The sequence below is a fragment of the Pseudomonas sp. ANT_H4 genome (assembly GCF_008369295.1).
Lineage (GTDB): Bacteria > Pseudomonadota > Gammaproteobacteria > Pseudomonadales > Pseudomonadaceae > Aquipseudomonas.
The window spans coordinates 224,897-243,381 of the sequence record NZ_VOBG01000004.1 but is presented as its reverse complement, the minus strand read 5'-3'; the positions used below and the strand labels follow the sequence as shown (position 1 = coordinate 243,381).

Annotated in this window: 19 protein-coding genes; 16 read left to right on the top strand and 3 right to left on the bottom strand. The window is 59.0% G+C overall.

What is annotated here, in order from left to right:
• Nucleotides 1-94 precede the first annotated feature (94 nt).
• Nucleotides 95-898: an IclR family transcriptional regulator gene (locus FQ182_RS07455; RefSeq protein WP_149412183.1), complete on the top strand. Its 804-nt coding sequence runs from the start codon at nucleotides 95-97 to the stop codon at nucleotides 896-898.
• Here the strand turns inward: FQ182_RS07455 and FQ182_RS07450 are convergent, their stop codons facing one another.
• A complete protein-coding gene (locus FQ182_RS07450) occupies nucleotides 899-1,951 on the bottom strand; it encodes an NAD(P)-dependent alcohol dehydrogenase (RefSeq protein WP_149412087.1) in 1,053 nt (350 codons plus the stop codon).
• A gap of 216 nt (nucleotides 1,952-2,167) precedes the next feature.
• Between FQ182_RS07450 and FQ182_RS07445 the strand changes: the two genes are divergently transcribed.
• Nucleotides 2,168-3,055 carry an AraC family transcriptional regulator gene (locus FQ182_RS07445; RefSeq protein WP_133101744.1) on the top strand — a complete coding sequence of 296 codons (888 nt, stop codon included), beginning with the start codon at nucleotides 2,168-2,170 and terminating at the stop codon, nucleotides 3,053-3,055.
• Nucleotides 3,056-3,129: 74 nt separating this feature from the next.
• Here the strand turns inward: FQ182_RS07445 and FQ182_RS07440 are convergent, their stop codons facing one another.
• Entirely contained in the window at nucleotides 3,130-4,794 is a 1,665-nt protein-coding gene (locus tag FQ182_RS07440; RefSeq protein WP_149412086.1) for an electron transfer flavoprotein-ubiquinone oxidoreductase, read from the bottom strand.
• Nucleotides 4,795-5,363: 569 nt separating this feature from the next.
• Here FQ182_RS07440 and FQ182_RS07435 point away from each other — a divergent pair.
• The 14 genes from FQ182_RS07435 to FQ182_RS07370 all read left to right on the top strand — a co-directional run bounded on the left by FQ182_RS07435 (nucleotide 5,364) and on the right by FQ182_RS07370 (nucleotide 17,027).
• Complete coding sequence (locus tag FQ182_RS07435; protein WP_133101742.1) at nucleotides 5,364-6,113, top strand: electron transfer flavoprotein subunit beta/FixA family protein; 750 nt, start codon at nucleotides 5,364-5,366, stop codon at nucleotides 6,111-6,113.
• 2 nt (nucleotides 6,114-6,115) lie between these two features.
• Nucleotides 6,116-7,060 (top strand): electron transfer flavoprotein subunit alpha/FixB family protein, encoded by a 945-nt coding sequence (locus FQ182_RS07430; protein ID WP_149412085.1) that lies wholly within the window; start codon nucleotides 6,116-6,118, stop codon nucleotides 7,058-7,060.
• A gap of 82 nt (nucleotides 7,061-7,142) precedes the next feature.
• Complete coding sequence (locus tag FQ182_RS07425) at nucleotides 7,143-7,958, top strand: ABC transporter substrate-binding protein (protein WP_149412084.1); 816 nt, start codon at nucleotides 7,143-7,145, stop codon at nucleotides 7,956-7,958.
• Nucleotides 7,959-7,967: 9 nt separating this feature from the next.
• Nucleotides 7,968-8,324 carry a DUF4398 domain-containing protein gene (locus FQ182_RS07420; RefSeq protein ID WP_133101739.1) on the top strand — a complete coding sequence of 119 codons (357 nt, stop codon included), beginning with the start codon at nucleotides 7,968-7,970 and terminating at the stop codon, nucleotides 8,322-8,324.
• Nucleotides 8,321-9,136, top strand: a complete 816-nt coding sequence (locus tag FQ182_RS07415) for an OmpA family protein (protein ID WP_149412083.1) — start codon at nucleotides 8,321-8,323, stop codon at nucleotides 9,134-9,136. The genes FQ182_RS07420 and FQ182_RS07415 overlap by 4 nt, the downstream gene beginning before the upstream one ends.
• 303 nt (nucleotides 9,137-9,439) lie before the next feature.
• Complete coding sequence (locus FQ182_RS07410) at nucleotides 9,440-10,879, top strand: PLP-dependent aminotransferase family protein (RefSeq protein ID WP_133101737.1); 1,440 nt, start codon at nucleotides 9,440-9,442, stop codon at nucleotides 10,877-10,879.
• Nucleotides 10,880-10,972: 93 nt separating this feature from the next.
• Nucleotides 10,973-11,443 (top strand): translation initiation factor 2, encoded by a 471-nt coding sequence (locus FQ182_RS07405; protein ID WP_149412082.1) that lies wholly within the window; start codon nucleotides 10,973-10,975, stop codon nucleotides 11,441-11,443.
• 160 nt (nucleotides 11,444-11,603) lie between these two features.
• On the top strand, nucleotides 11,604-11,858 hold the full coding sequence (locus FQ182_RS07400; protein WP_133101735.1) for a YkgJ family cysteine cluster protein: 255 nt from the start codon (nucleotides 11,604-11,606) through the stop codon (nucleotides 11,856-11,858).
• Between the two features lie 43 nt (nucleotides 11,859-11,901).
• Complete coding sequence (locus tag FQ182_RS07395; protein ID WP_149412081.1) at nucleotides 11,902-12,507, top strand: START domain-containing protein; 606 nt, start codon at nucleotides 11,902-11,904, stop codon at nucleotides 12,505-12,507.
• Nucleotides 12,508-12,586: 79 nt separating this feature from the next.
• Nucleotides 12,587-12,847, top strand: coding sequence for a hypothetical protein (locus tag FQ182_RS07390; protein WP_149412182.1), 261 nt, complete (start codon nucleotides 12,587-12,589; stop codon nucleotides 12,845-12,847).
• A 213-nt stretch (nucleotides 12,848-13,060) separates the two neighbouring features.
• Nucleotides 13,061-13,402, top strand: a complete 342-nt coding sequence (locus FQ182_RS07385) for a ribonuclease E inhibitor RraB (RefSeq protein ID WP_133101733.1) — start codon at nucleotides 13,061-13,063, stop codon at nucleotides 13,400-13,402.
• Between the two features lie 460 nt (nucleotides 13,403-13,862).
• Nucleotides 13,863-15,272 (top strand): circularly permuted type 2 ATP-grasp protein, encoded by a 1,410-nt coding sequence (locus tag FQ182_RS07380; RefSeq protein WP_149412080.1) that lies wholly within the window; start codon nucleotides 13,863-13,865, stop codon nucleotides 15,270-15,272.
• A 4-nt stretch (nucleotides 15,273-15,276) separates the two neighbouring features.
• Nucleotides 15,277-16,227, top strand: a complete 951-nt coding sequence (locus FQ182_RS07375) for an alpha-E domain-containing protein (protein ID WP_149412079.1) — start codon at nucleotides 15,277-15,279, stop codon at nucleotides 16,225-16,227.
• Complete coding sequence (locus FQ182_RS07370; protein ID WP_149412078.1) at nucleotides 16,224-17,027, top strand: transglutaminase family protein; 804 nt, start codon at nucleotides 16,224-16,226, stop codon at nucleotides 17,025-17,027. The genes FQ182_RS07375 and FQ182_RS07370 overlap by 4 nt, the downstream gene beginning before the upstream one ends.
• Before the next feature lie 226 nt (nucleotides 17,028-17,253).
• Here the strand turns inward: FQ182_RS07370 and FQ182_RS07365 are convergent, their stop codons facing one another.
• The gene (locus tag FQ182_RS07365) at nucleotides 17,254-18,054 is read right to left on the bottom strand and encodes a cytochrome c (RefSeq protein ID WP_149412077.1); all 801 of its coding nucleotides are present in this window, start codon (nucleotides 18,052-18,054) and stop codon (nucleotides 17,254-17,256) included.
• Between the last annotated feature and the right edge of the window lie 431 nt (nucleotides 18,055-18,485).

The following is an 18,485-nucleotide window of genomic DNA, read 5'->3' as shown; positions in this document are numbered from 1 at the left end:
AGCGCTTTTTGTGGCGAGTGGGCAAGCCCCCTCGCCACACTAATCGTGACCGCCCATAATGCTCGCCGTTTTCGTACTTCCCAATAGGCCCGATATGCAGGAAAACGCCCACATTCCCGTCAAAGACGCCGCTCCCACCGGCACCCAGACCCTGCTGCGTGGCCTGGGCGTGGTGCAAGCGGTGGCGGCTGGCGCGCGGGATCTCAAGGAAATCGCCCGGCGCATCGGCACCACCCGCAGCACCACCCACCGCTTGGCCAGCTGTCTGGTAGAAGAGCGTTACCTGCGCGTAGTGCCGCAAGTCGGCTACCTGCTTGGCCCGAAACTGATCGAGCTGGGTTTCCAGGCCCGTGAAGAGCTGCCTTTGGTAACCCTGGCAATTCCCTACCTGGACGAGTTGTCGGCGTTGACCGGCGACACCATCCACCTGGCGATCCGCGAATTTGACGACGTGCTCTACCTGCACAAGAATCCCGGCCGCAACGGTCCGGAAATGCGCTCGCGGGTTGGCCATCGCATGCCGCTGGCGCGCACCGGAATCGGCAAGGCCTTGCTGCTGGACGACAGTGTGGAAGAGTGGCAGCGCCTGTATCAGGTCAGCTTGCCAGTGGGTGGGAAGAATATGCAGTGGCCGCAGCACCCGGAACAATCATGGGCGCAGTTTGAGCAGCGTATGCAGGAATACGTGGTGGGCGGTTATGCGTTCGATCTGGAAGACAACGAACCGTCGATCCGTTGCGTCGCGGCACCGGTGCGCGATGCCAGCCGGCGAATTGTCGCCGGCATCAGCATCGCCAGTACCGTGCCCTACATGCCGCTGGAAAAAATGGCCGAGCTGATCCTCGTGGTGAAACAGGTTGCAGCCCGGCTGTCAGCGGAGTTGGGCGCGAAGGCCTGATCAGGCCTTCAAGGTCGCCATGTCGATGACGAAGCGGTACTTCACGTCACCGGCGATCATGCGGGTGTAGGCTTCGTTGATCTGGCGGATGTCGAGCATTTCGATGTCGCAAGTGATGCCGTGCTCGGCGCAGAAATCCAGGACTTCCTGGGTTTCGGCAATGCCACCGATCAACGAGCCGGCCAGGACCTTGCGGCCCAATACCAGTTTGGCTGCGTGTACCGGCGGCTCTACCGGTTCGATCAGTCCCACCAGAATATGCACGCCGTCAAAGCGCAAAGTATCGAGGTAGGGGTTGAGGTCGTGTTGCACCGGAATGGTGTCCAGCAGGAAGTCGAAATGCCCGGCCGCAGCTTTCATTTGTTCGGCATCGGTGGACACGATCACGTGATCGGCGCCCTGGCGACGGCCTTCTGCAGCCTTGCTGGCGGAGCGGGTGAACAACGTCACTTCGGCGCCCATGGCCTTGGCGAACTTGATGCCCATATGGCCCAGGCCGCCCATGCCGAGAATCCCGACCTTGTCACCGGCCTTCACGCCATAGTGCTTGAGCGGCGAGTAGGTGGTGATGCCAGCGCAGAGGATTGGCGCGGCGCTGGCCAGGTCAAGCTTGGCAGGGATCTTCACCACAAAATGCTCGCTGACCACGATGCTGTCGGAGTAGCCGCCCATGGTGTTGCTGCCATCCACACGGTCCGGGGTGGCGTAGGTCATGGTCGGGCCTTCGAGGCAGTATTGCTCCAGGTCCGATTTGCAGGCGTCGCAATGGCGGCACGAGTCAACCATGCACCCAACGCCCACCAGGTCGCCGACTTTATGAGCGGTGACGCTGGCGCCGACGGCGGTGACCTTGCCGACGATCTCGTGGCCCGGCATCAGCGGGTACACGGCGATGCCCCATTCGTTGCGCGCCTGGTGGATGTCTGAGTGGCAGACGCCGCAGTAAAGGATTTCGATGGCCACGTCATCGGCGCGTGGGCTGCGGCGTTCGAAGGACATCGGGGCGAGGGGAGTGGTGGCCGACTGGGCGGCGTAACCGATGGCGGTGTACATGGAGAAACCTCGTAAAAACAGTGACAAGTGAGGTGGCCCATTTTCCGCGCCAGGGCTTGGGACGGCCATGGCGATTGCTCCGAGTCTCATGCCTAAAGCTCCGGAGGAGCAGCTAGAAGCAGCAAGTTACAAGCTGCAAGCGATAAACTGCGCGCTCTCTTGCCGCTTGCAGTTTGTAGCCCTGCACAGGTCCATGAATTTCCGAGAACTGTTTTTATGCTGACCCTTCATCTCGACGCCAATGCCGCGCTGGTTGCTCTGATTGAGCCGCTGACCCCCCGCGATGGTTTCTGCCCCACGAACTTGCCGGGTGTGCAGGTATTGCGCGCCAGTTGCGACGTGGCGCGAGGGCCGCAGATTTATGAGCCGAGCCTGATGATTGTCGCCCAGGGCAGCAAAGTCGCGTACCTGGGCCCACGCACCCTGGAGTATGGCGCCGGGCATTACCTGATCCAGGCGATGCCGGTGCCCTTCGAGTGCGAGACCTTTGCCCTGCCCAATGCGCCGCTGTTGGGGGTGACCGTCGGCATTGACCGAGTGGTGCTGGGGGAGTTAGTGATGGCTATGGGCATCAGGCCTGGGCCGCCAGCAGCGGCGCAGACACTTGAGTCGATGAGCTCGGTGGTGCTCGATGACGCCATGCGTGGCTGCGTCGAGCGGCTGTTGCAGTGCCTGCACGATCCGCTGGAGAGCCGGATCATGGGGCCGGCGCGGGTTCGTGAGTTGTTGTTCACCGCCTTGCGCGGACCCCAGGCCGATGTGCTGCGGGCGCTGGTAGAACAACAGGGGCAGTTTGCCCGGGTGGCGACCTCGCTGAATCACCTGCATGCCCATTACGCCGAGCCGCTCAATATCGAAACCCTGGCCGGTTACGCGCATATGAGCGCGTCGACGTTTCACGAACATTTCAAGCGCTGCACGCTGTTGTCGCCGGTGCAGTACCTCAAGCGCCTGCGCTTGCTCAAGGCCCAGCAATTGCTGTTGGTGGAGGGCATGGGCGTGGCGCAGGCCGCCCATAGTGTGGGGTATCAGAGTACGTCGCAGTTCAGCCGGGAATATAAGCGCTACTTCGAGCGCAGCCCTGGGGACGAGCGGGCGGCATAAACCTTGACCGCTACGAACAATGAGGCCACAAAAAAGGCCCCCATTTAGGGAGCCTTGATGTTCAAGCAGCAGGCTTACATATTCGGGTAAGTCGGCCCGCCAGCACCTTCCGGCGTGACCCAGGTGATGTTCTGCGAAGGGTCCTTGATGTCACAGGTCTTGCAGTGCACGCAGTTTTGGGCGTTGATCTGGAAGCGCTTCTCGCCGTCTTCCTGGGTGATCACTTCATACACGCCCGCCGGGCAGTAACGCTGGGCCGGTTCATCATAGAGCGGCAGGTTGGTGCCGATCGGGATGCTTGGGTCTTTCAACTTCAAGTGGCACGGCTGTTCTTCTTCGTGATTGGTACCGGAGATGAATACCGAGCTGAGTTTGTCGAAGCTCAGCTTGCCGTCGGGTTTCGGGTAGTCGATCTGCTTGCTGTCTTTGGCCAGCTTGAGGCAGGCGTAGTCCGGCTTGGTGTCGTGCAGGGTGAACGGTATTTTGCCACCGAGAATGTTCTGGTCGAACCAGTTGAAGCCGGCGCCGATGATCGGGCCGAACTTGTGCATCGCCGGGCCGAAGTTACGGGTGGCGAACAGTTCATCAAAGAGCCAGCTTTTCTTGAAGCTGTCGACGTAACCGATCAGCTCGTCCGCACCTTCGGAACCTGCAAGCAGTTGCTCTGCCACGGCATCCGCCGCGAGCATGCCGGACTTCATGGCGGTGTGGCTGCCCTTGATCTTGGCCACGTTCATGGTGCCCAGGTCACAGCCGATCAGCGCACCACCCTTGAACACCATCTTCGGCAACGAATTGATGCCACCCTTGGACAAGGCCCGAGCGCCGTAACTGATGCGCTTGCCGCCTTCCAGGTACTGCTTGAGCACCGGGTGATGCTTGAGGCGCTGGAACTCGTCGAACGGCGACAGGAAGGTGTTGCTGTAGGAAAGATCGACGATCAGGCCGACGACCACCTGGTTGTTTTCCAGGTGATAGAGGAATGAGCCACCGGTGTTCTCATTGCTCATGATATCCAGCGGCCAGCCGGCGGTGTGTACCACCAGGCCTGGCTGATGTTTGGCCGGGTCGATTTCCCAGATTTCCTTCAGGCCGATGCCGTAGTGCTGGGCGTCGGCGTCACTGTCCAGGTTGAAGCGCTGGATCAGTTGCTTGCCAATATGCCCGCGGCAGCCTTCGGCGAACAGCGTGTACTTGCCACGCAGTTCCATACCTGGGGTATAGAGGCCTTCTTTCGGGTTGCCTTCGCGGTCGACACCCAGGTCGCCGGTGATGATCCCGCGCACCACGCCATTCTCGTCGAACAGCGCTTCCTGGGCGGCGAAGCCTGGGTAGATTTCCACGCCCAGGTTTTCGGCTTGCTGAGCCAGCCAGCGGCACAGGTTGCCCAGGGAAATAATGTAGTTGCCTTCGTTGTGCATGGTCTTGGGCACAAAGAAGTCAGGGACCTTGGTAGCGGTTTCGCTGGAGCGCAGGACATAAATGTCATCGCGCACCACCGGGGTATTGAGCGGGGCGCCCAATTCTTTCCAGTCCGGGAACAATTCGTTCAGCGCCCGTGGTTCAAACACGGCACCGGACAGGATGTGAGCGCCGACTTCGGAGCCTTTTTCGACCACGCAGACGCTGATTTCCTTACCGGCTTCGGCGGCCTTCTGCTTCAGACGGCAGGCGGCAGACAGGCCTGCCGGGCCAGCGCCGACAATGACCACGTCGAATTCCATGTATTCGCGTTCCACAGGCTATCTCCTACTCAAGGCTCTACAGTTTTTTTTCTAATGTGGAGGTTGGGTGTCCCATCCATCGTTTTCCGGGGCCCATATTTCGTGATCTTCGGCGCAAAGGTAACAATGGATCACACACCGCTCTCTCTAAGCGGCGCATTATATCTACACCACCTCCAGCGTCCAATACAAACGTTTGTTTGAATCGTCCGCAACCCAGATAAATCAAAGAAGCGCGGCTTATATCTGACCATTTTGCTGTATTGACCGGAATAGGCGTTCCGGTCAATATACGGTCGGTTTTGCGCTTCCCGTAGGCGGACCGCAGGTTTCAAGGCCACCTCCAAAAATAGGGCGAAGGCCATGCAAGGTGACGCGCAGGTATGTGACGGCGCGCAGTTTACACGCAGTGACAATGAATGACTTGCCGGTCACCCCTGACGAACGGTCTTTATTATTGCCAGCGTGCAACGTTACCTGTCATGACGGTCTACGTTTTTAGAGGTGCCCTTGTGCGCCGTTGAGCATCTACCGCCAGGTTTGTCCGGGCGGCTTTCTTTTCACCGGAGAGTAACGAGGAAACCATGAAGGTTCTTGTAGCTGTCAAACGAGTGGTCGACTACAACGTCAAGGTTCGCGTCAAAGCGGACAACTCCGGCGTCGACCTCGCTAACGTCAAGATGTCGATGAACCCTTTCTGCGAAATTGCAGTGGAAGAAGCCATACGCCTGAAAGAGAAAGGTGTTGTGACTGAAATCGTCGTCGTTTCCATCGGTCCGACCACTGCTCAAGAGCAGTTGCGTACCGCCCTCGCGCTGGGTGCCGATCGTGCCATCCTCGTTGAATCCGCTGAAGAGCTGACCTCCCTGGCCGTTGCCAAGTTGTTGAAAGCCGTTGTCGACAAGGAACAGCCACAGCTGGTGATCCTTGGCAAACAGGCCATCGACAGCGACAACAACCAGACTGGCCAGATGCTGGCTGCACTGACCGGTTACGGCCAGGGCACCTTCGCCTCGAAAGTCGAAGTCAGCGGCGACAGTGTTGCGGTGACTCGCGAAGTCGACGGCGGCGCGCAGACAGTTTCCCTGAAACTGCCGGCCATCATCACCACCGACCTGCGTTTGAACGAGCCGCGCTACGCGTCCCTGCCAAACATCATGAAAGCCAAGAAGAAGCCTCTCGAAGTGCTGACTCCGGATGCTTTGGGCGTTTCCACCGCCTCCACCTACAAGACCGTGAAAGTCGAAGCGCCGGCTGCACGCAGCGCGGGTATCAAGGTCAAGTCGGTGGCTGAACTGGTCGAGAAACTGAAAAACGAAGCGAAGGTAATCTAAAAATGACTATCTTGGTAATCGCTGAACACGACAGCAAAGTGCTGGCTCCGGCCACGCTGAACACCGTGGCTGCCGCTGCGAAAATCGGTGGTGATATCCACGTGCTGGTCGCTGGCCAGAACGTCGGTGCCGTCGCTGACGCCGCTGCAAAAATCGCGGGTGTGAGCAAAGTGCTGGTAGCTGACAACGCTGCCTACGCTCACCAACTGTCGGAAAACGTTGCGCCGCTGGTCGCTGCTCTTGGTTCAGGGGCGGGGGGGACTGGCTACAGCCACATTCTCGCGGCAGCTACTTCCAACGGCAAAAACATCCTGCCGCGTGTTGCTGCGCAGCTGGACGTTGACCAGATCTCCGAGATCATTTCGGTTGAAAGCGCCGACACCTTCAAGCGTCCGATCTATGCCGGTAGCGCCATTGCCACCGTGCAGTCCACTGCATCGGTAAAAGTCATCACTGTGCGTGCCACCGGTTTTGATCCGGTTGCTGGCGAAGGTGGTTCGGCTGCGATTGAAGCTGTTGCTGCTGTCCACGACGCTGGCACTTCCAGCTTCGTTGGCGAAGAACTTGCCAAGTCGGATCGTCCGGAACTGACCGCTGCCAAGATCGTCGTTTCCGGCGGTCGCGGCATGCAGAACGGTGACAACTTCAAGCACCTGTACACCCTGGCCGACAAGCTGGGCGCTGCGGTCGGCGCTTCCCGCGCTGCCGTTGATGCAGGCTTCGTACCCAACGATATGCAGGTCGGCCAGACCGGCAAGATCGTTGCGCCACAGCTGTACATTGCCGTCGGTATCTCCGGCGCGATCCAGCACCTGGCCGGTATGAAAGACTCCAAGGTGATCGTCGCGATCAACAAGGACGAAGAAGCACCGATCTTCCAGGTGGCTGATTACGGCCTGGTAGCGGATTTGTTCGAAGCCGTACCAGAGCTTTCGAAGCTGGTCTAATCCAGCTGCTTCACTTATAAAGAGCCCGGTCTTTTGACCGGGTTTTTTTATGAGCGCGATTTTTTGATCGGAGAACCATGCCATGGAACTGCGTCGCTGGACTGTACTGCTGGGCCTGTCGCTGGTGCCGACCCTGCCCCTTGCCGCCGGCAAATGCGATCGCCTGGTGGTAACCGGCAGCCCGGATGCGCCGCCCTACCTGTGGCGTGACCCCCAGGACCCTACGCACTTGATCGGCGCTACCGCCGACGTGCTGCAGCAAGTGGCCAAGGACCTGGGCGTGAAAATCGACCTGCTATATGGCGGCAAGCGCTCTGCGGCGCTGGATGAAGTGCGCAGCGGGCGCATGGACATCCTTGCCGATGCGCCGTTGACCGTCAGCGAACTGGAGAGCCTGGACTACATCCACCCGGCGCTGGCGCAAACCGACTATCTGGTCTGGACTCGCGCCGGTTCGCCCCTGGCCTACAACCAGGCGACGGACCTGCACGGCCACAAGGGAGCGGTCTCGGAAAAGGCGCGACTGACCCGCGACTTTGAAACCTTCGCCGGTGAACAATTGACCCTGCAGCGCACGCCAACCCTGACCCCGGCCTTTCAGAAACTGCTGCTGGGAGAGGTCGACTACGTGATCGCGGGGCGCTATTCCGGCATGGCCATGGCCCAGACCCTGGGCATGAGCAAGGACCTGGTTGCCTGGGAACCGCCCATCGATCAGCCCGGTCTGTTCCTCGCCATTTCCCACAACTCGGCCTGCAATGATCCGTGGTTACGCGGACAGCTCGCCAAAAAGATGACAGAATTGCCCGCGTCCGGTCTGACGGAGGCCGCTCTGCAGCGCAATCTTGAGCGCTGGAAGGCGCAATTGCGGCAACCCGTCGGAACCCCAACAAAGTAGGGATTTTTAGTGACTATTCGACCTCTTTTCGCGGCCCTCGCCGTTGTAGCCCTGGCGGGATGTGCCGCAGATCCTGCGCCGAATGAACAAATGCGTCTGACCCAGCAAGCCCTGGAACAAGCCACTGCCGTAGGTGCTGTCGCCGATGACGTGCCTGAGTTGAAACTGGCCGAGGGCAAGTTCGCCCAGGCGAAGGCCGAAATGGCTGATGAATCCTTCAAGGATGCCCGCATGCAGGCTGAACAGGCCGAGTTGGACGCCCGTCTGGCAGAAGCGCAGGTGCTGACCCAGAAGAGTCAGGAGGAGTTGGATGTGCTCAACACGCGCATCACCCGCCTGCGCAAACAGCTGGGAGACGCCCAATGAACCCGATGATTCGTGGTTGCTGTGTGCTGCTGCTGGGCAGCGCGGCGCTGGGCGGGTGTGCCAGCCATCCCAGCAGTGAGGTTGTCCTGCAACAGGCCGGTAATGACTTCCAGAAGGTCAAGGAAGACACCAACGTGCTGCGCATCGCCCCCAAGGACGTGATTCGTGCCGGTGAGTCCCTAGCCCGTGCTGACCGTTTGTCCACCTATTGGGGCAGCGGTGCCGACGTGGTGCATTACGCTTACCTGAGCCAGCGCTACAGCGCGATTGCCCGGGAACATACCGAGCAGGTACTCAACGAAGAGCGTGGTGCCAAGCTTGAACTGGAGCGCCAGCGCCTGCAACTGGCCTTGCGCGAGGCCAAGCTGCTCAGCGTGCAGCAGCAGGGCAAGTGGCTGGAGGAGCAGATCGTCAGCCTGGCCACCACCCAGACCGATCGCGGGCTGGTGATGACCCTCGGTGATGTGCTGTTCGACACCGGTGAAGCGGAGCTGAAAAACTCGGCGAACCGCACTGTGCTGAAAATCGTCCAGTTCCTGCAACTCAATCCCAAGCGCGTGGTGCGGATCGAGGGCTACACCGACAGTACCGGCGGCGAGAATGAAAACCTCAAGCTGTCCCGGGATCGTGCCCAGGCGGTGGCCGATGTGCTGGTAGACCTGGGGGTCGATGAAAAACGGGTCCAGGTGGAAGGCTATGGCGACCAGTATCCGGTCGAAGTGAACGCCTCGGAGCGTGGCCGTGCGCAGAACCGTCGCGTTGAAATCGTCTTCTCCGATGAAAAAGGCCAACTCGGTGCTGCCCGTAGTTGAAGATCCGTTGTAGGAGCGAGCTTGCTCGCGAAGGACGTTAACGATAACGCGGATTTTCTGAACAACCGCGGTGCCCTTATGTATTTTTCGCGAGCAAGCTCGCTCCTACAGTTTTGATGGGCAACTTGAAACCCGATCACTGATCGGGTTTTTCATGCCTGAGATTCAGTTTGCAACCCATACAGTTTTTTCTATCACTGGCGCCTGCGCTCGACTATTCTCGCAACTGTCCCCGTACACTTTTAAACTGTGCCGGTACGTTTCACACAAAAATAAAATACCCGTGAAATCGAGTGCTGCGTCATGACCAACCTCCTGCTTTACCAACGTATCGCTCAGCAACTGGCTGAGGATATCCGACGTGGTGTCTATCAACCGGGTGAGCGCGTGCCGTCGGTACGCAAGATGAGCTCCCAGCTCAACGTCAGCCACGCCACAGTGTTGCAGGCCTACGCCAACCTGGAAGACCAGGGCTTGATCCGTGCACGGCCGCAATCGGGGTATTACGTGCACCAGACCCCGGCCCTCACTGCGCCAACGCCGGACATCGCCCGGGTTGAACGCCCTGGGTTGGTCACCCGTAGCAGCATCATTCAGCAAGTGCTGGTGGAATCGCGTCGCGAAGGCGTGTTCCCGTTGGGCGCCGCCGTGCCCAGCGTCGACTACCTACCGGTACGGGCGCTGCACCAGCAACTGGCAAAGGTCACGCGCTTTCAGAGCCCGCGGGCCTTCAGCTACATGTTCAGCCCCGGTTTTGAACCATTGCGCCGGCAAGTGGCGATCCGTATGCGCGATGCCGGCGTAGTGGTCGATCCTTCCGAGGTGGTAATCACCCACGGCTGCGTCGATGCCCTGCAGATGTCGCTGCGGGTGCTGACGCGGCCCGGCGACCTGATTGCCACCGAGTCGCCGACCTATTACGGCTTGCTGCAACTGGCGGACTTGCTGGGGCTCAAGGTCATCGAGATCCCTAGCGACCCGGCCACTGGCATGAGCCTGGAAGCTCTGCAACTGGCGGCCAACCAATGGTCGATCAAGGCCTTGGTGCTGACCACGCGCCTGAGCAATCCCTTGGGCGGTACCATGCCGGAAGAGCGGCAGAAGCAGTTGCTGCGCCTGGCCTCGGACTTCGATATCCAGGTTGTCGAAGACGACATCTATGGCGAGTTGATGTTTGAGCTGGGCCGCACCAAGGCCCTGAAAGCCTACGACCGCCTGGACCGGGTGATTTACTGTTCCAGTTTCTCCAAGACCCTGTCTCCCGGCATACGCATCGGCTGGATGATCGCCGGCAAGTACCAGCAGGAAATCCAACGGCTGCAAATGTTCAGCACCCATTCGGCGTGCAGCGTCACCCAAATGGGCGCAGCGGCGTACCTGGAGAACGGCGGTTACGACCGTCATCTGCGCTACATTCGTCAGGAATACCGCAAGAACCTCAGTGCCTTTCAACTGGCGGTGCAGCAGTATTTCCCCGAGGGTACGCAGATGAGTCGTCCGAGCGGCGGATTTATCCTGTGGGTCAGTTTGCCTGGGCGGGTCAATACTCAGGAATTGCACGTGCGTGCGCTGCAACAGGGCATCAGCATTGCACCGGGGCTTATTTTCAGTAATACGGAACAGTTCAACCACTGTATCCGCCTCAATTGCGGTACGCCGTGGAATCGCGAGGCTGAACGGGCATTGATGACCCTGGGAATGCTGGCGAACCAGTTGTGCCAGGAGGCGGCGAGCGGTTTTTGAACCGCGCAAAGGGCCATAGGCTAATCACCACGCTTGTCATGCTGCGCTCAACAAGCGAGCATATGGCCCTCTGCCGTTAAAGCTGTTGGCGATATGAATCCTACTTTTCCTGCCGCGTTATTGATCTGCCTGCTGAGTCTGTGCAACGCCGCGCCGGTGCTGGCTGCTCCTGTCAGTGAGCCCGTTGTGGCAGCGAATGCCGAGCCAAAGCCTGTGCCCGCGAAAAAAACAGTCCAGCCCAAAAAAGCTGCTGCTGTGAAGAAACGTGCACCAGTCGTCAGCAAATCCAAGTCGGCCCACGAAGTGGCCCAGACTCAACTGCCGCCAGCCCATCTGGACTTGCGCCTGCCGCAGGACATGGTCAGGCACCTGCAGCCCCTTGGCACCTTGCCACAGCCGAAAAACGTGCCGCTGCTCCCGCCGATGTTTGGTGAAAAACCTGTCGACAACAGCGCGTTCCAGATCAACGGCCGCCTGCTGAGTAATGAAATGATGCTACAGCTGCGCAACGAAGAGCGCCGGGAAGTGGAAGGTGCGGCGCTGGATTTCGAGTTCAAGCAATAAATTATTCCCGCCAAGGTGACGCGAATCGCTGACCTTCTGTCGCAGACTGGTCAGTCACTTTTGTTTTGTGCGAAAACCCCTGTTTGACCATTTTAAAACGGCTGTTTAAGGGCGTACTCTAGCCCGACCATCAACACTTTGCCGTCGAGGACCGCTTGTCATGAAATGCCGTGAAGGCTGTGGCGCTTGCTGCATTGCCCCCTCCATCAGCTCACCGTTACCGGGGATGCCCCACGGCAAACCTGCGGGCGAACGCTGCCTGCATCTGTCTGTCGAACAGTTGTGCCAATTGTTCGGCCAGCCAGAGCGGCCTGCGGTGTGCAGTGCGTTTCAGGCGGATCTGGAGGTCTGTGGCAGTAGCCAGGAAGATGCAATCAGACTGATTGGCTGGTGGGAGCAGATGACGGCGGCTTAGTGGGCATTTCAATGTCGCAACTTCAACAATAAGGAATACAACAATGGGTTCGCTGAAACGACTGGCTGTGTTGTGCGGTTTTACTGTTTTGTTTGCTGCCACTGCCCAGGCCGAAGATTGGCAGACTGCCAAGGATGAAGACGGTATCAAGGTGTCCTTGAGTGAGGTGGCCGGGTCCAAGTACAAGGCTTATCGTGGTGTGACCGTGATCAAGGCGCCATTGGCCAAGGTGCAGGCCTTGCAGGACGACGCGGTAGGGGCCTGTAAGTGGATTCATGAATGCAAGTCGCAAAAGCTGCTCAAGCAGGAAGGCGACAAGAGCTGGACCTACACGCAGTTCAAGGCACCGTTCCCGGTGACAGACCGTGACTCGATCTTGCAGATCACCACCACCAAGGACGCAGACGGTAGCGTGACCCGTAAGCTGCTGGAAGTGCCTACCTACCTCCCGGAAGAGAAGGGCTATGTGCGTGTGGCCCAGGTCGAAGGCTTCTGGAAGCTGGTGCCTAAAGGCGCCGACCAGACCGAAGTAACCTATCAGGTCCACACCGAGCCAGGCGGCAGCGTGCCGTCGTGGTTGGCCAACAAGTTCGTGGTGGACGCGCCGTTCAATACCTTGAAAGCCCTCAAAGACCGCGCAGAAAAGTAAGCGCGGCCGATCAGGTGCCTCCTGCCTTCAGTGGAACGATTGCCAAACCCTCAAGGTCCAGATGTCTGTAAACCCATCCATGGGTTTTATCGAGGAGGCACTGATGCAAAAGTGGCAAATTACCTTCGTTGATGATCACGGCGATCAATCCGTGGAACTGTTCGACTGTGAACAGAAACCCAGTACCGAAGAGGCTGCACAGATGATCCGTGCCAAATTGCTGCCGGTGGCTGCTGAACTGGATCTCAATGACCTTGAAGGCCGCACCAACGAGCCAACGGTCAAAAGCCTGAAAACCCAGAACAGTATTCAAATCCTCAGCATTACCCCTGCCGCCTGAACATTCCCTGTACATCGCACACGACCCTCTGGTGGAGGTGATAGCTTCGCGCTACTCTGCAAGGGAGATCAGCGAATGAATCGCTAAGGTCTGGTCTTGTCAGCTACATGCTTATCTCCCAGCGGTGAAGCCATTGCCGTATCACCTGCGCCATTCGAGTGCGGGTTTTGGGAAGCACGGAAAGTCTATCCATCGGTTTGAGGAGGACGTTTCATGAGCACAGCTTATCAAGAAGACATCAGCACCAACGTGTTGCGCCGCATGAAAGAGGGCGGCTTTGATTTTTCACGTTTCCACCCCATCGAGTTCTACGCCATTTTCCCGGATGAGGAACATGCGCGCAGGGCTGCGGGTCGATTTCGTGGGGAATCCCTCAATGCCCAGGTCAGCGTGCGGGATGACGGTGCCGGGTACCTGGAACTGAGCAAAGTGATGTTCGCTACCTACGACGGCATAGGAGACTTTGAGCAAGACTTTGAGGCGGTGGTCGAGCCCTTGGGCGGGATCATCGAAGGATGGGGCGTGAAACAGGAGGTTCGTGGGTTGCCCATGTAGCTTATGAACAACACAGCGTATCGGCTGACCTTTGGGTCGGCCGATTTTGTTTCTGCTCCCGGAAAACCCTCAAGCCATTCTCGGAAATATCCTGCACAAAAAAAGGCCACCCGAGCAGGGTGGCCAAAAGGGAAGACCGGACATGAAGGGGAACCGGTCGGTACATGAGGTACCAAGTTACCGGCGAGGCAATGGGTGAAGCTGTAGGACGTGTCCTGTTCAGCGTGTGGAGGCGATTATCCCCCAGTGTTTATCAGGCAGTGAAATCAACTCTGGCTATGCTGGTGATAGGAAAAGCTCGCTTCGCAATGAGGCACCGCGGGCGACGCTAGGTCATTTTCTGCACCGGGACGGTGCGGCGTGACTAATTGCTCTACCCAACTGATTGATACTTAAGTGTTTATGCCGCTGGCACGGGCCTTGCGATAACCCCTTGCGTCCGGGTGACAAGGAGTTCGGCATGATCCGCACTTATTATGATGAGATGTACGACGGGGCAGGGCTGGTTCGCCCCCATTACCGCGAATTCGCCCGCTGGTTGGCCGAAACCCCGACGGAGCTGCTGGCCCAGCGCCGGCGCGAAGCCGATCTGCTGTTTCACCGCGCCGGAATCACCTTCACTCTGTACGGTGACGAGCAGGGCACCGAGCGCCTGATTCCCTTCGATACCATTCCCCGCAGCATTCCCGCCAGTGAGTGGCGAATTGTCGAGCGCGGCTGCATCCAGCGGGTCAAGGCGCTGAACATGTTTCTCGCCGACCTGTACCACGAACAACGGATCATCAAGGCCGGGATTATTCCCGCCGAACAAGTGCTGGCCAACGAGCAATATCAGTTGGCGATGCAAGGCCTGGATCTGCACCGCGATATCTATTCCCACATCTCCGGGGTCGACCTGGTACGGGATGGCGACGGCACCTACTACGTTCTCGAAGACAACCTGCGCACCCCCAGCGGCGTCAGCTACATGCTCGAAGACCGCAAGATGATGATGCGCCTGTTCCCTGAACTGTTCGCCGCCCAGCGTATTGCCCCGATAGATCATTATCCAAACCTGTTGCTCGACACCCTTAAAAGCTCCAGCCCGCTGGATAACCCCAGTGTTGTGGTGCTAACGCCGGGACGCTTCAATAGTGCGTTCTTCGAACATGCATTCCTCGCACGGGAAATGGGCGTCGAGTTGGTGGAAGGCGCCGATCTGTTTGTGCGCGATGACCGTGTTTTCATGCGCACCACCGACGGGCCGAAAGCGGTGGACGTGATCTATCGCCGTCTCGACGACGCCTTCCTCGACCCCCTGGCTTTCAATCCTGACTCCATGCTTGGCGTACCGGGCCTGCTGGCGGCCTACCGCTCGGGCAATGTGGTGCTGGCCAACGCCATTGGTACTGGGGTGGCGGATGACAAGTCGGTGTACCCCTTTGTCACCGACATGATCCGTTTCTATTTGGATGAAGAGCCGATCCTGAAGAATGTTCCGACCTTCCAGTGCCGTAAACCTGATGAATTGTCCTACGTGCTGGCCAACCTGCCTGAGCTGGTAGTCAAGGAAACCCAAGGCTCCGGCGGCTACGGCATGCTGGTAGGCCCGACCTCCAGCGCTGCAGAGATCGAAGCCTTCCGCGCGCGGATCAAGGCTAAACCCCACGCTTATATCGCCCAGCCGACCTTGTGCCTGTCCACCTGCCCGACCTTTGTCGAAAACGGCATTGCGCCCCGGCATATCGACCTGCGTCCGTTCGTGCTGTCCGGCAAGGAAACCCGCGTGGTACCCGGCGGCCTGACCCGTGTGGCGCTGCGTGAAGGCTCGCTGGTGGTCAACTCGTCCCAGGGCGGCGGCACCAAAGACACCTGGGTGGTTGAGGATTGATGCCATGTTGAGTCGAACTGCCTCGGATTTGTATTGGATGTCACGCTACCTGGAGCGCGCGGAAAACCTCGCACGGATGCTTGATGTCAGTTATTCGCTGTCGCTGATGCCCCAGGATGGGCGCGGCGATGGCCTGCACGAACTGGCGATGCCGCTGTTGATCACCGGCACCCTGGACGATTATCGCGAGCGCCACGGCGAACTGCATGCCGAGCGCCTGCTGCACTTTTTTGCTCTGGATGCCGCCAACCCGGCGAGTATCTACAGCTGCCTCGGTGCCGCCCGGGCCAGCGCCCATGCCGTGCGTGGGCGAATCACCGCTGACATGTGGGAAAACATCAACGCCACCTGGCTGGAGATTCGCGGTATTGCCCAGCAGGGCTTGAGCCGCTATGGCATGAGCCGTTTCTGCGAGTGGGTCAAGGAGCGCTCCCACCTGTTCCGCGGCGCCACCTACGGCACCATCATGCGCAACGACGCCTTCCGTTTTATTCGCCTGGGCACCTTTATCGAACGGGCTGACAACACCCTGCGCTTGCTGGACGCTCGATATGAAATGGCCGGCGATCAGGCCGAAGCCGTCATCGATGGCACTGCTCACGCCTATTACCAGTGGAGCGCGCTGCTGCGGGCCTTATCGTCGTTCGAGGCCTATACCGAGATTTACCGCGATGCTCCGGGTGCCCGACAGGTGGCTGAGTTGCTGCTGTTGCGGGCCGACGTTCCGCGTTCGCTACGGGCTTGCAGCGAGGAGATCGATCAGATCCTCGCCAGCCTGCCGGGTATCAACGGTCGTCCGGCCCAGCGCTTGGCCGCCGAGATGGACGCACGCCTGCGCTTTACTGCGATCGACGAAATCCTGGAGGAAGGCCTGCACGCCTGGCTGACCGACTTCATCCCGCTGGTGCGCCAGTTGGGTAACGCTATTCACAGTTCCTATCTGGAGGCGGCATGAGACTCTCCATCAGCCACGAAACCACCTACCACTACGAAGACCAGGTACGTGCCAGCATCCAGTATCTGCGCCTGACGCCCCACGACAGCGAGCGCCAGCATGTACTCAGCTGGCAACTGGACCTGCCGCGCCCGGTGCGAGCGCAATTGGACCCGTTCGGCAATATCCTGCATGTACTGACCCTGGATGAACCCCACGAAGCCATCATCATCTGCGCCCGTGGCCAGGTGGATATCGACGAGTTACGTGAGGCCGAGCATGAGAGCCAATCGGCGTTTCCGTTCCTGCGTTGCACCCGCTTGACGGAACCTGACGAAGCGCTGCGCAGCTTTGCCGAAAAGCAGTGCCAAAAGCGTCGAGATCGCAGCGCTTTGATCGACCTGATGCATGCTCTCAACCAGTACATGACCTACTCGCCGGGCGCCACCGAAGTCGACACCTGTGCCGCCCAGGCCTTCGCCGGTCGTGCGGGCGTTTGCCAGGATCACACCCACGCCTTCTTGGCCTGCGCTCGCAGCCTGGGGGTTCCGGCGCGGTATGTGTCGGGATATTTGTACAGCGAAGACAGCGAGCACCTGGCCAGTCACGCCTGGGCCGAAGCCTGGCTGGATGAAGCCTGGTACAGCTTCGACGTGACCAACCAAGTGGCCCGGCCGGAGCGGCATTTGAAGCTGGCGGTGGGGTTGGATTACCTGGATGCCTGCCCGGTACGCGGCATGCGGCGCGGCGGAGGCCATGAACAGATGCATGCCAAGGTGTTTGTGGCGCCAATGCCGATGTTTTCGGTGCAGCAGCAGTAGGATTTAGCCTGCTATTGCATGCTTGCTTGCAATGAGCATAGGTATTTACACATCGCGCAGCCCCGCTATTTTTCGTAGAAGCTGTCGAGCTTTAGCGAGGCGGCGTCGGGAGCGACCTAGTGTTGGGGTCTGATCTGGTGGCGGTGGTGCGGCCGACGTAGCCTCGCTAAAGCTCGGCAACTGCTACGGCGGTTCCTGCGATAAGGTCTTTCCAGTCACCTCAAGGCTACTGCTTACGCCCTGCCATATGCTTCAAATACCTCACCAGCAAATCCAGCTCGCTGTCTGGCAACACACTGGCCGCAAACGCTGGCATCTTCGCCTGGGGCCAATGCCTCATGCTCTGTGGATCACGAATGTAGCGCTTGAGGAAATCACCGCTGAAGTACTCGATCGGGCTGTAGGGGATATTCAGATCTGGCCCGACATGGGCATCACCGGCACCATTGAGCCGATGGCAGGCCAGGCAATTTTTCTGAAACAGCGCAAACCCCCGGTTGATCGGGTCATCCGCCGCCAGCTTGGGATCTGGCAACAATGCCGGGAAACGTTCGGCAACTGTCTTCAGCTGTTTGATTCCAGAGATCTGAAACGGCCATTGCTCGGGGCTGATATGGCCCGCTTGCGGGTTAGTCCAGACCAGATAAAACGGTCCGGCGCCAGGTTTGTCAGCTGCCAGTGCTGGCCACGGGTGAGCCGGATCTTCCACCGCCAGCCAGGCCCGGCTGCCGGTTTTTTCAAGCAGGGGAGCCGCCGTCAGCTCCGCGGCAAAGCCGTCGAGGGCCACTGCCTGCAGATGGTTTTCAGGTTGTACACCTGCAAGCAAAACTGCCAGCGGAACCGCACGATAGGTCATGGCGCGCTTGTAGGAAACGTCATAGGCGATCTGTACCGTTTGCGCAGCCGGGTGTTTGAGCAAATCAGCGGTTTGCCAGATTTTGCTGGTGTGATCCAACTCGATGGTCAACTGCGCAGCAGAGGCAGGCAAGGCCAGCAGCAGGGTCAAGAAGGCGATGATGTATTTCAAGGGCTGGCCCGCGATAGCTCACTGTTAACCGGCCTGACTTCCCAAGGCCGAAACCGTGGCTAACGATACCGGAAAACCACAAACAATCAGTACGCAAAAAGACAGCCCCTACGACGGGACAGCTGTACGCAATTTCCCGGTAGGTGCTGCCAAAGGCTGCATGCCTGGTGCTGTATGGGCACAGGTGGAGAATGAATCAGTCACCCAATGATCTTGGTCAGATTGGGCAAAATCAGAATCAGGGTGGTGGCGAAAAGAATGAGTCCCGCCTGACGTACTTTCGATTGTTTGAACATGGCTGACTGCCTTTTGTTGTTATTCCTGAGCGTCAAATGCGTGCCGGTACATTTCACTATGAAGGTCGAACATGTCGCTTTTCTTACAGGTGCCCCAGCAAAACCCGGTAGCCACCTTTTAAAGCTCCTACAAAT

Excerpts from the sequence above, each read along its gene's own strand:
- FQ182_RS07455 (WP_149412183.1), top strand. The coding sequence starts at position 95 with ATGCAGGAAAACGCCCACATTCCCGTCAAAGACGCCGCTCCCACCGGC.
- FQ182_RS07450 (WP_149412087.1), bottom strand. The coding sequence starts at position 1,951 with ATGTACACCGCCATCGGTTACGCCGCCCAGTCGGCCACCACTCCCCTC.
- FQ182_RS07445 (WP_133101744.1), top strand. The coding sequence starts at position 2,168 with ATGCTGACCCTTCATCTCGACGCCAATGCCGCGCTGGTTGCTCTGATT.
- FQ182_RS07435 (WP_133101742.1), top strand. The coding sequence starts at position 5,364 with ATGAAGGTTCTTGTAGCTGTCAAACGAGTGGTCGACTACAACGTCAAG.
- FQ182_RS07430 (WP_149412085.1), top strand. The coding sequence starts at position 6,116 with ATGACTATCTTGGTAATCGCTGAACACGACAGCAAAGTGCTGGCTCCG.
- FQ182_RS07425 (WP_149412084.1), top strand. The coding sequence starts at position 7,143 with ATGGAACTGCGTCGCTGGACTGTACTGCTGGGCCTGTCGCTGGTGCCG.
- FQ182_RS07415 (WP_149412083.1), top strand. The coding sequence starts at position 8,321 with ATGAACCCGATGATTCGTGGTTGCTGTGTGCTGCTGCTGGGCAGCGCG.
- FQ182_RS07410 (WP_133101737.1), top strand. The coding sequence starts at position 9,440 with ATGACCAACCTCCTGCTTTACCAACGTATCGCTCAGCAACTGGCTGAG.
- FQ182_RS07405 (WP_149412082.1), top strand. The coding sequence starts at position 10,973 with ATGAATCCTACTTTTCCTGCCGCGTTATTGATCTGCCTGCTGAGTCTG.
- FQ182_RS07400 (WP_133101735.1), top strand. The coding sequence starts at position 11,604 with ATGAAATGCCGTGAAGGCTGTGGCGCTTGCTGCATTGCCCCCTCCATC.
- FQ182_RS07395 (WP_149412081.1), top strand. The coding sequence starts at position 11,902 with ATGGGTTCGCTGAAACGACTGGCTGTGTTGTGCGGTTTTACTGTTTTG.
- FQ182_RS07390 (WP_149412182.1), top strand. The coding sequence starts at position 12,587 with ATGGGTTTTATCGAGGAGGCACTGATGCAAAAGTGGCAAATTACCTTC.
- FQ182_RS07385 (WP_133101733.1), top strand. The coding sequence starts at position 13,061 with ATGAGCACAGCTTATCAAGAAGACATCAGCACCAACGTGTTGCGCCGC.
- FQ182_RS07380 (WP_149412080.1), top strand. The coding sequence starts at position 13,863 with ATGATCCGCACTTATTATGATGAGATGTACGACGGGGCAGGGCTGGTT.
- FQ182_RS07375 (WP_149412079.1), top strand. The coding sequence starts at position 15,277 with ATGTTGAGTCGAACTGCCTCGGATTTGTATTGGATGTCACGCTACCTG.
- FQ182_RS07370 (WP_149412078.1), top strand. The coding sequence starts at position 16,224 with ATGAGACTCTCCATCAGCCACGAAACCACCTACCACTACGAAGACCAG.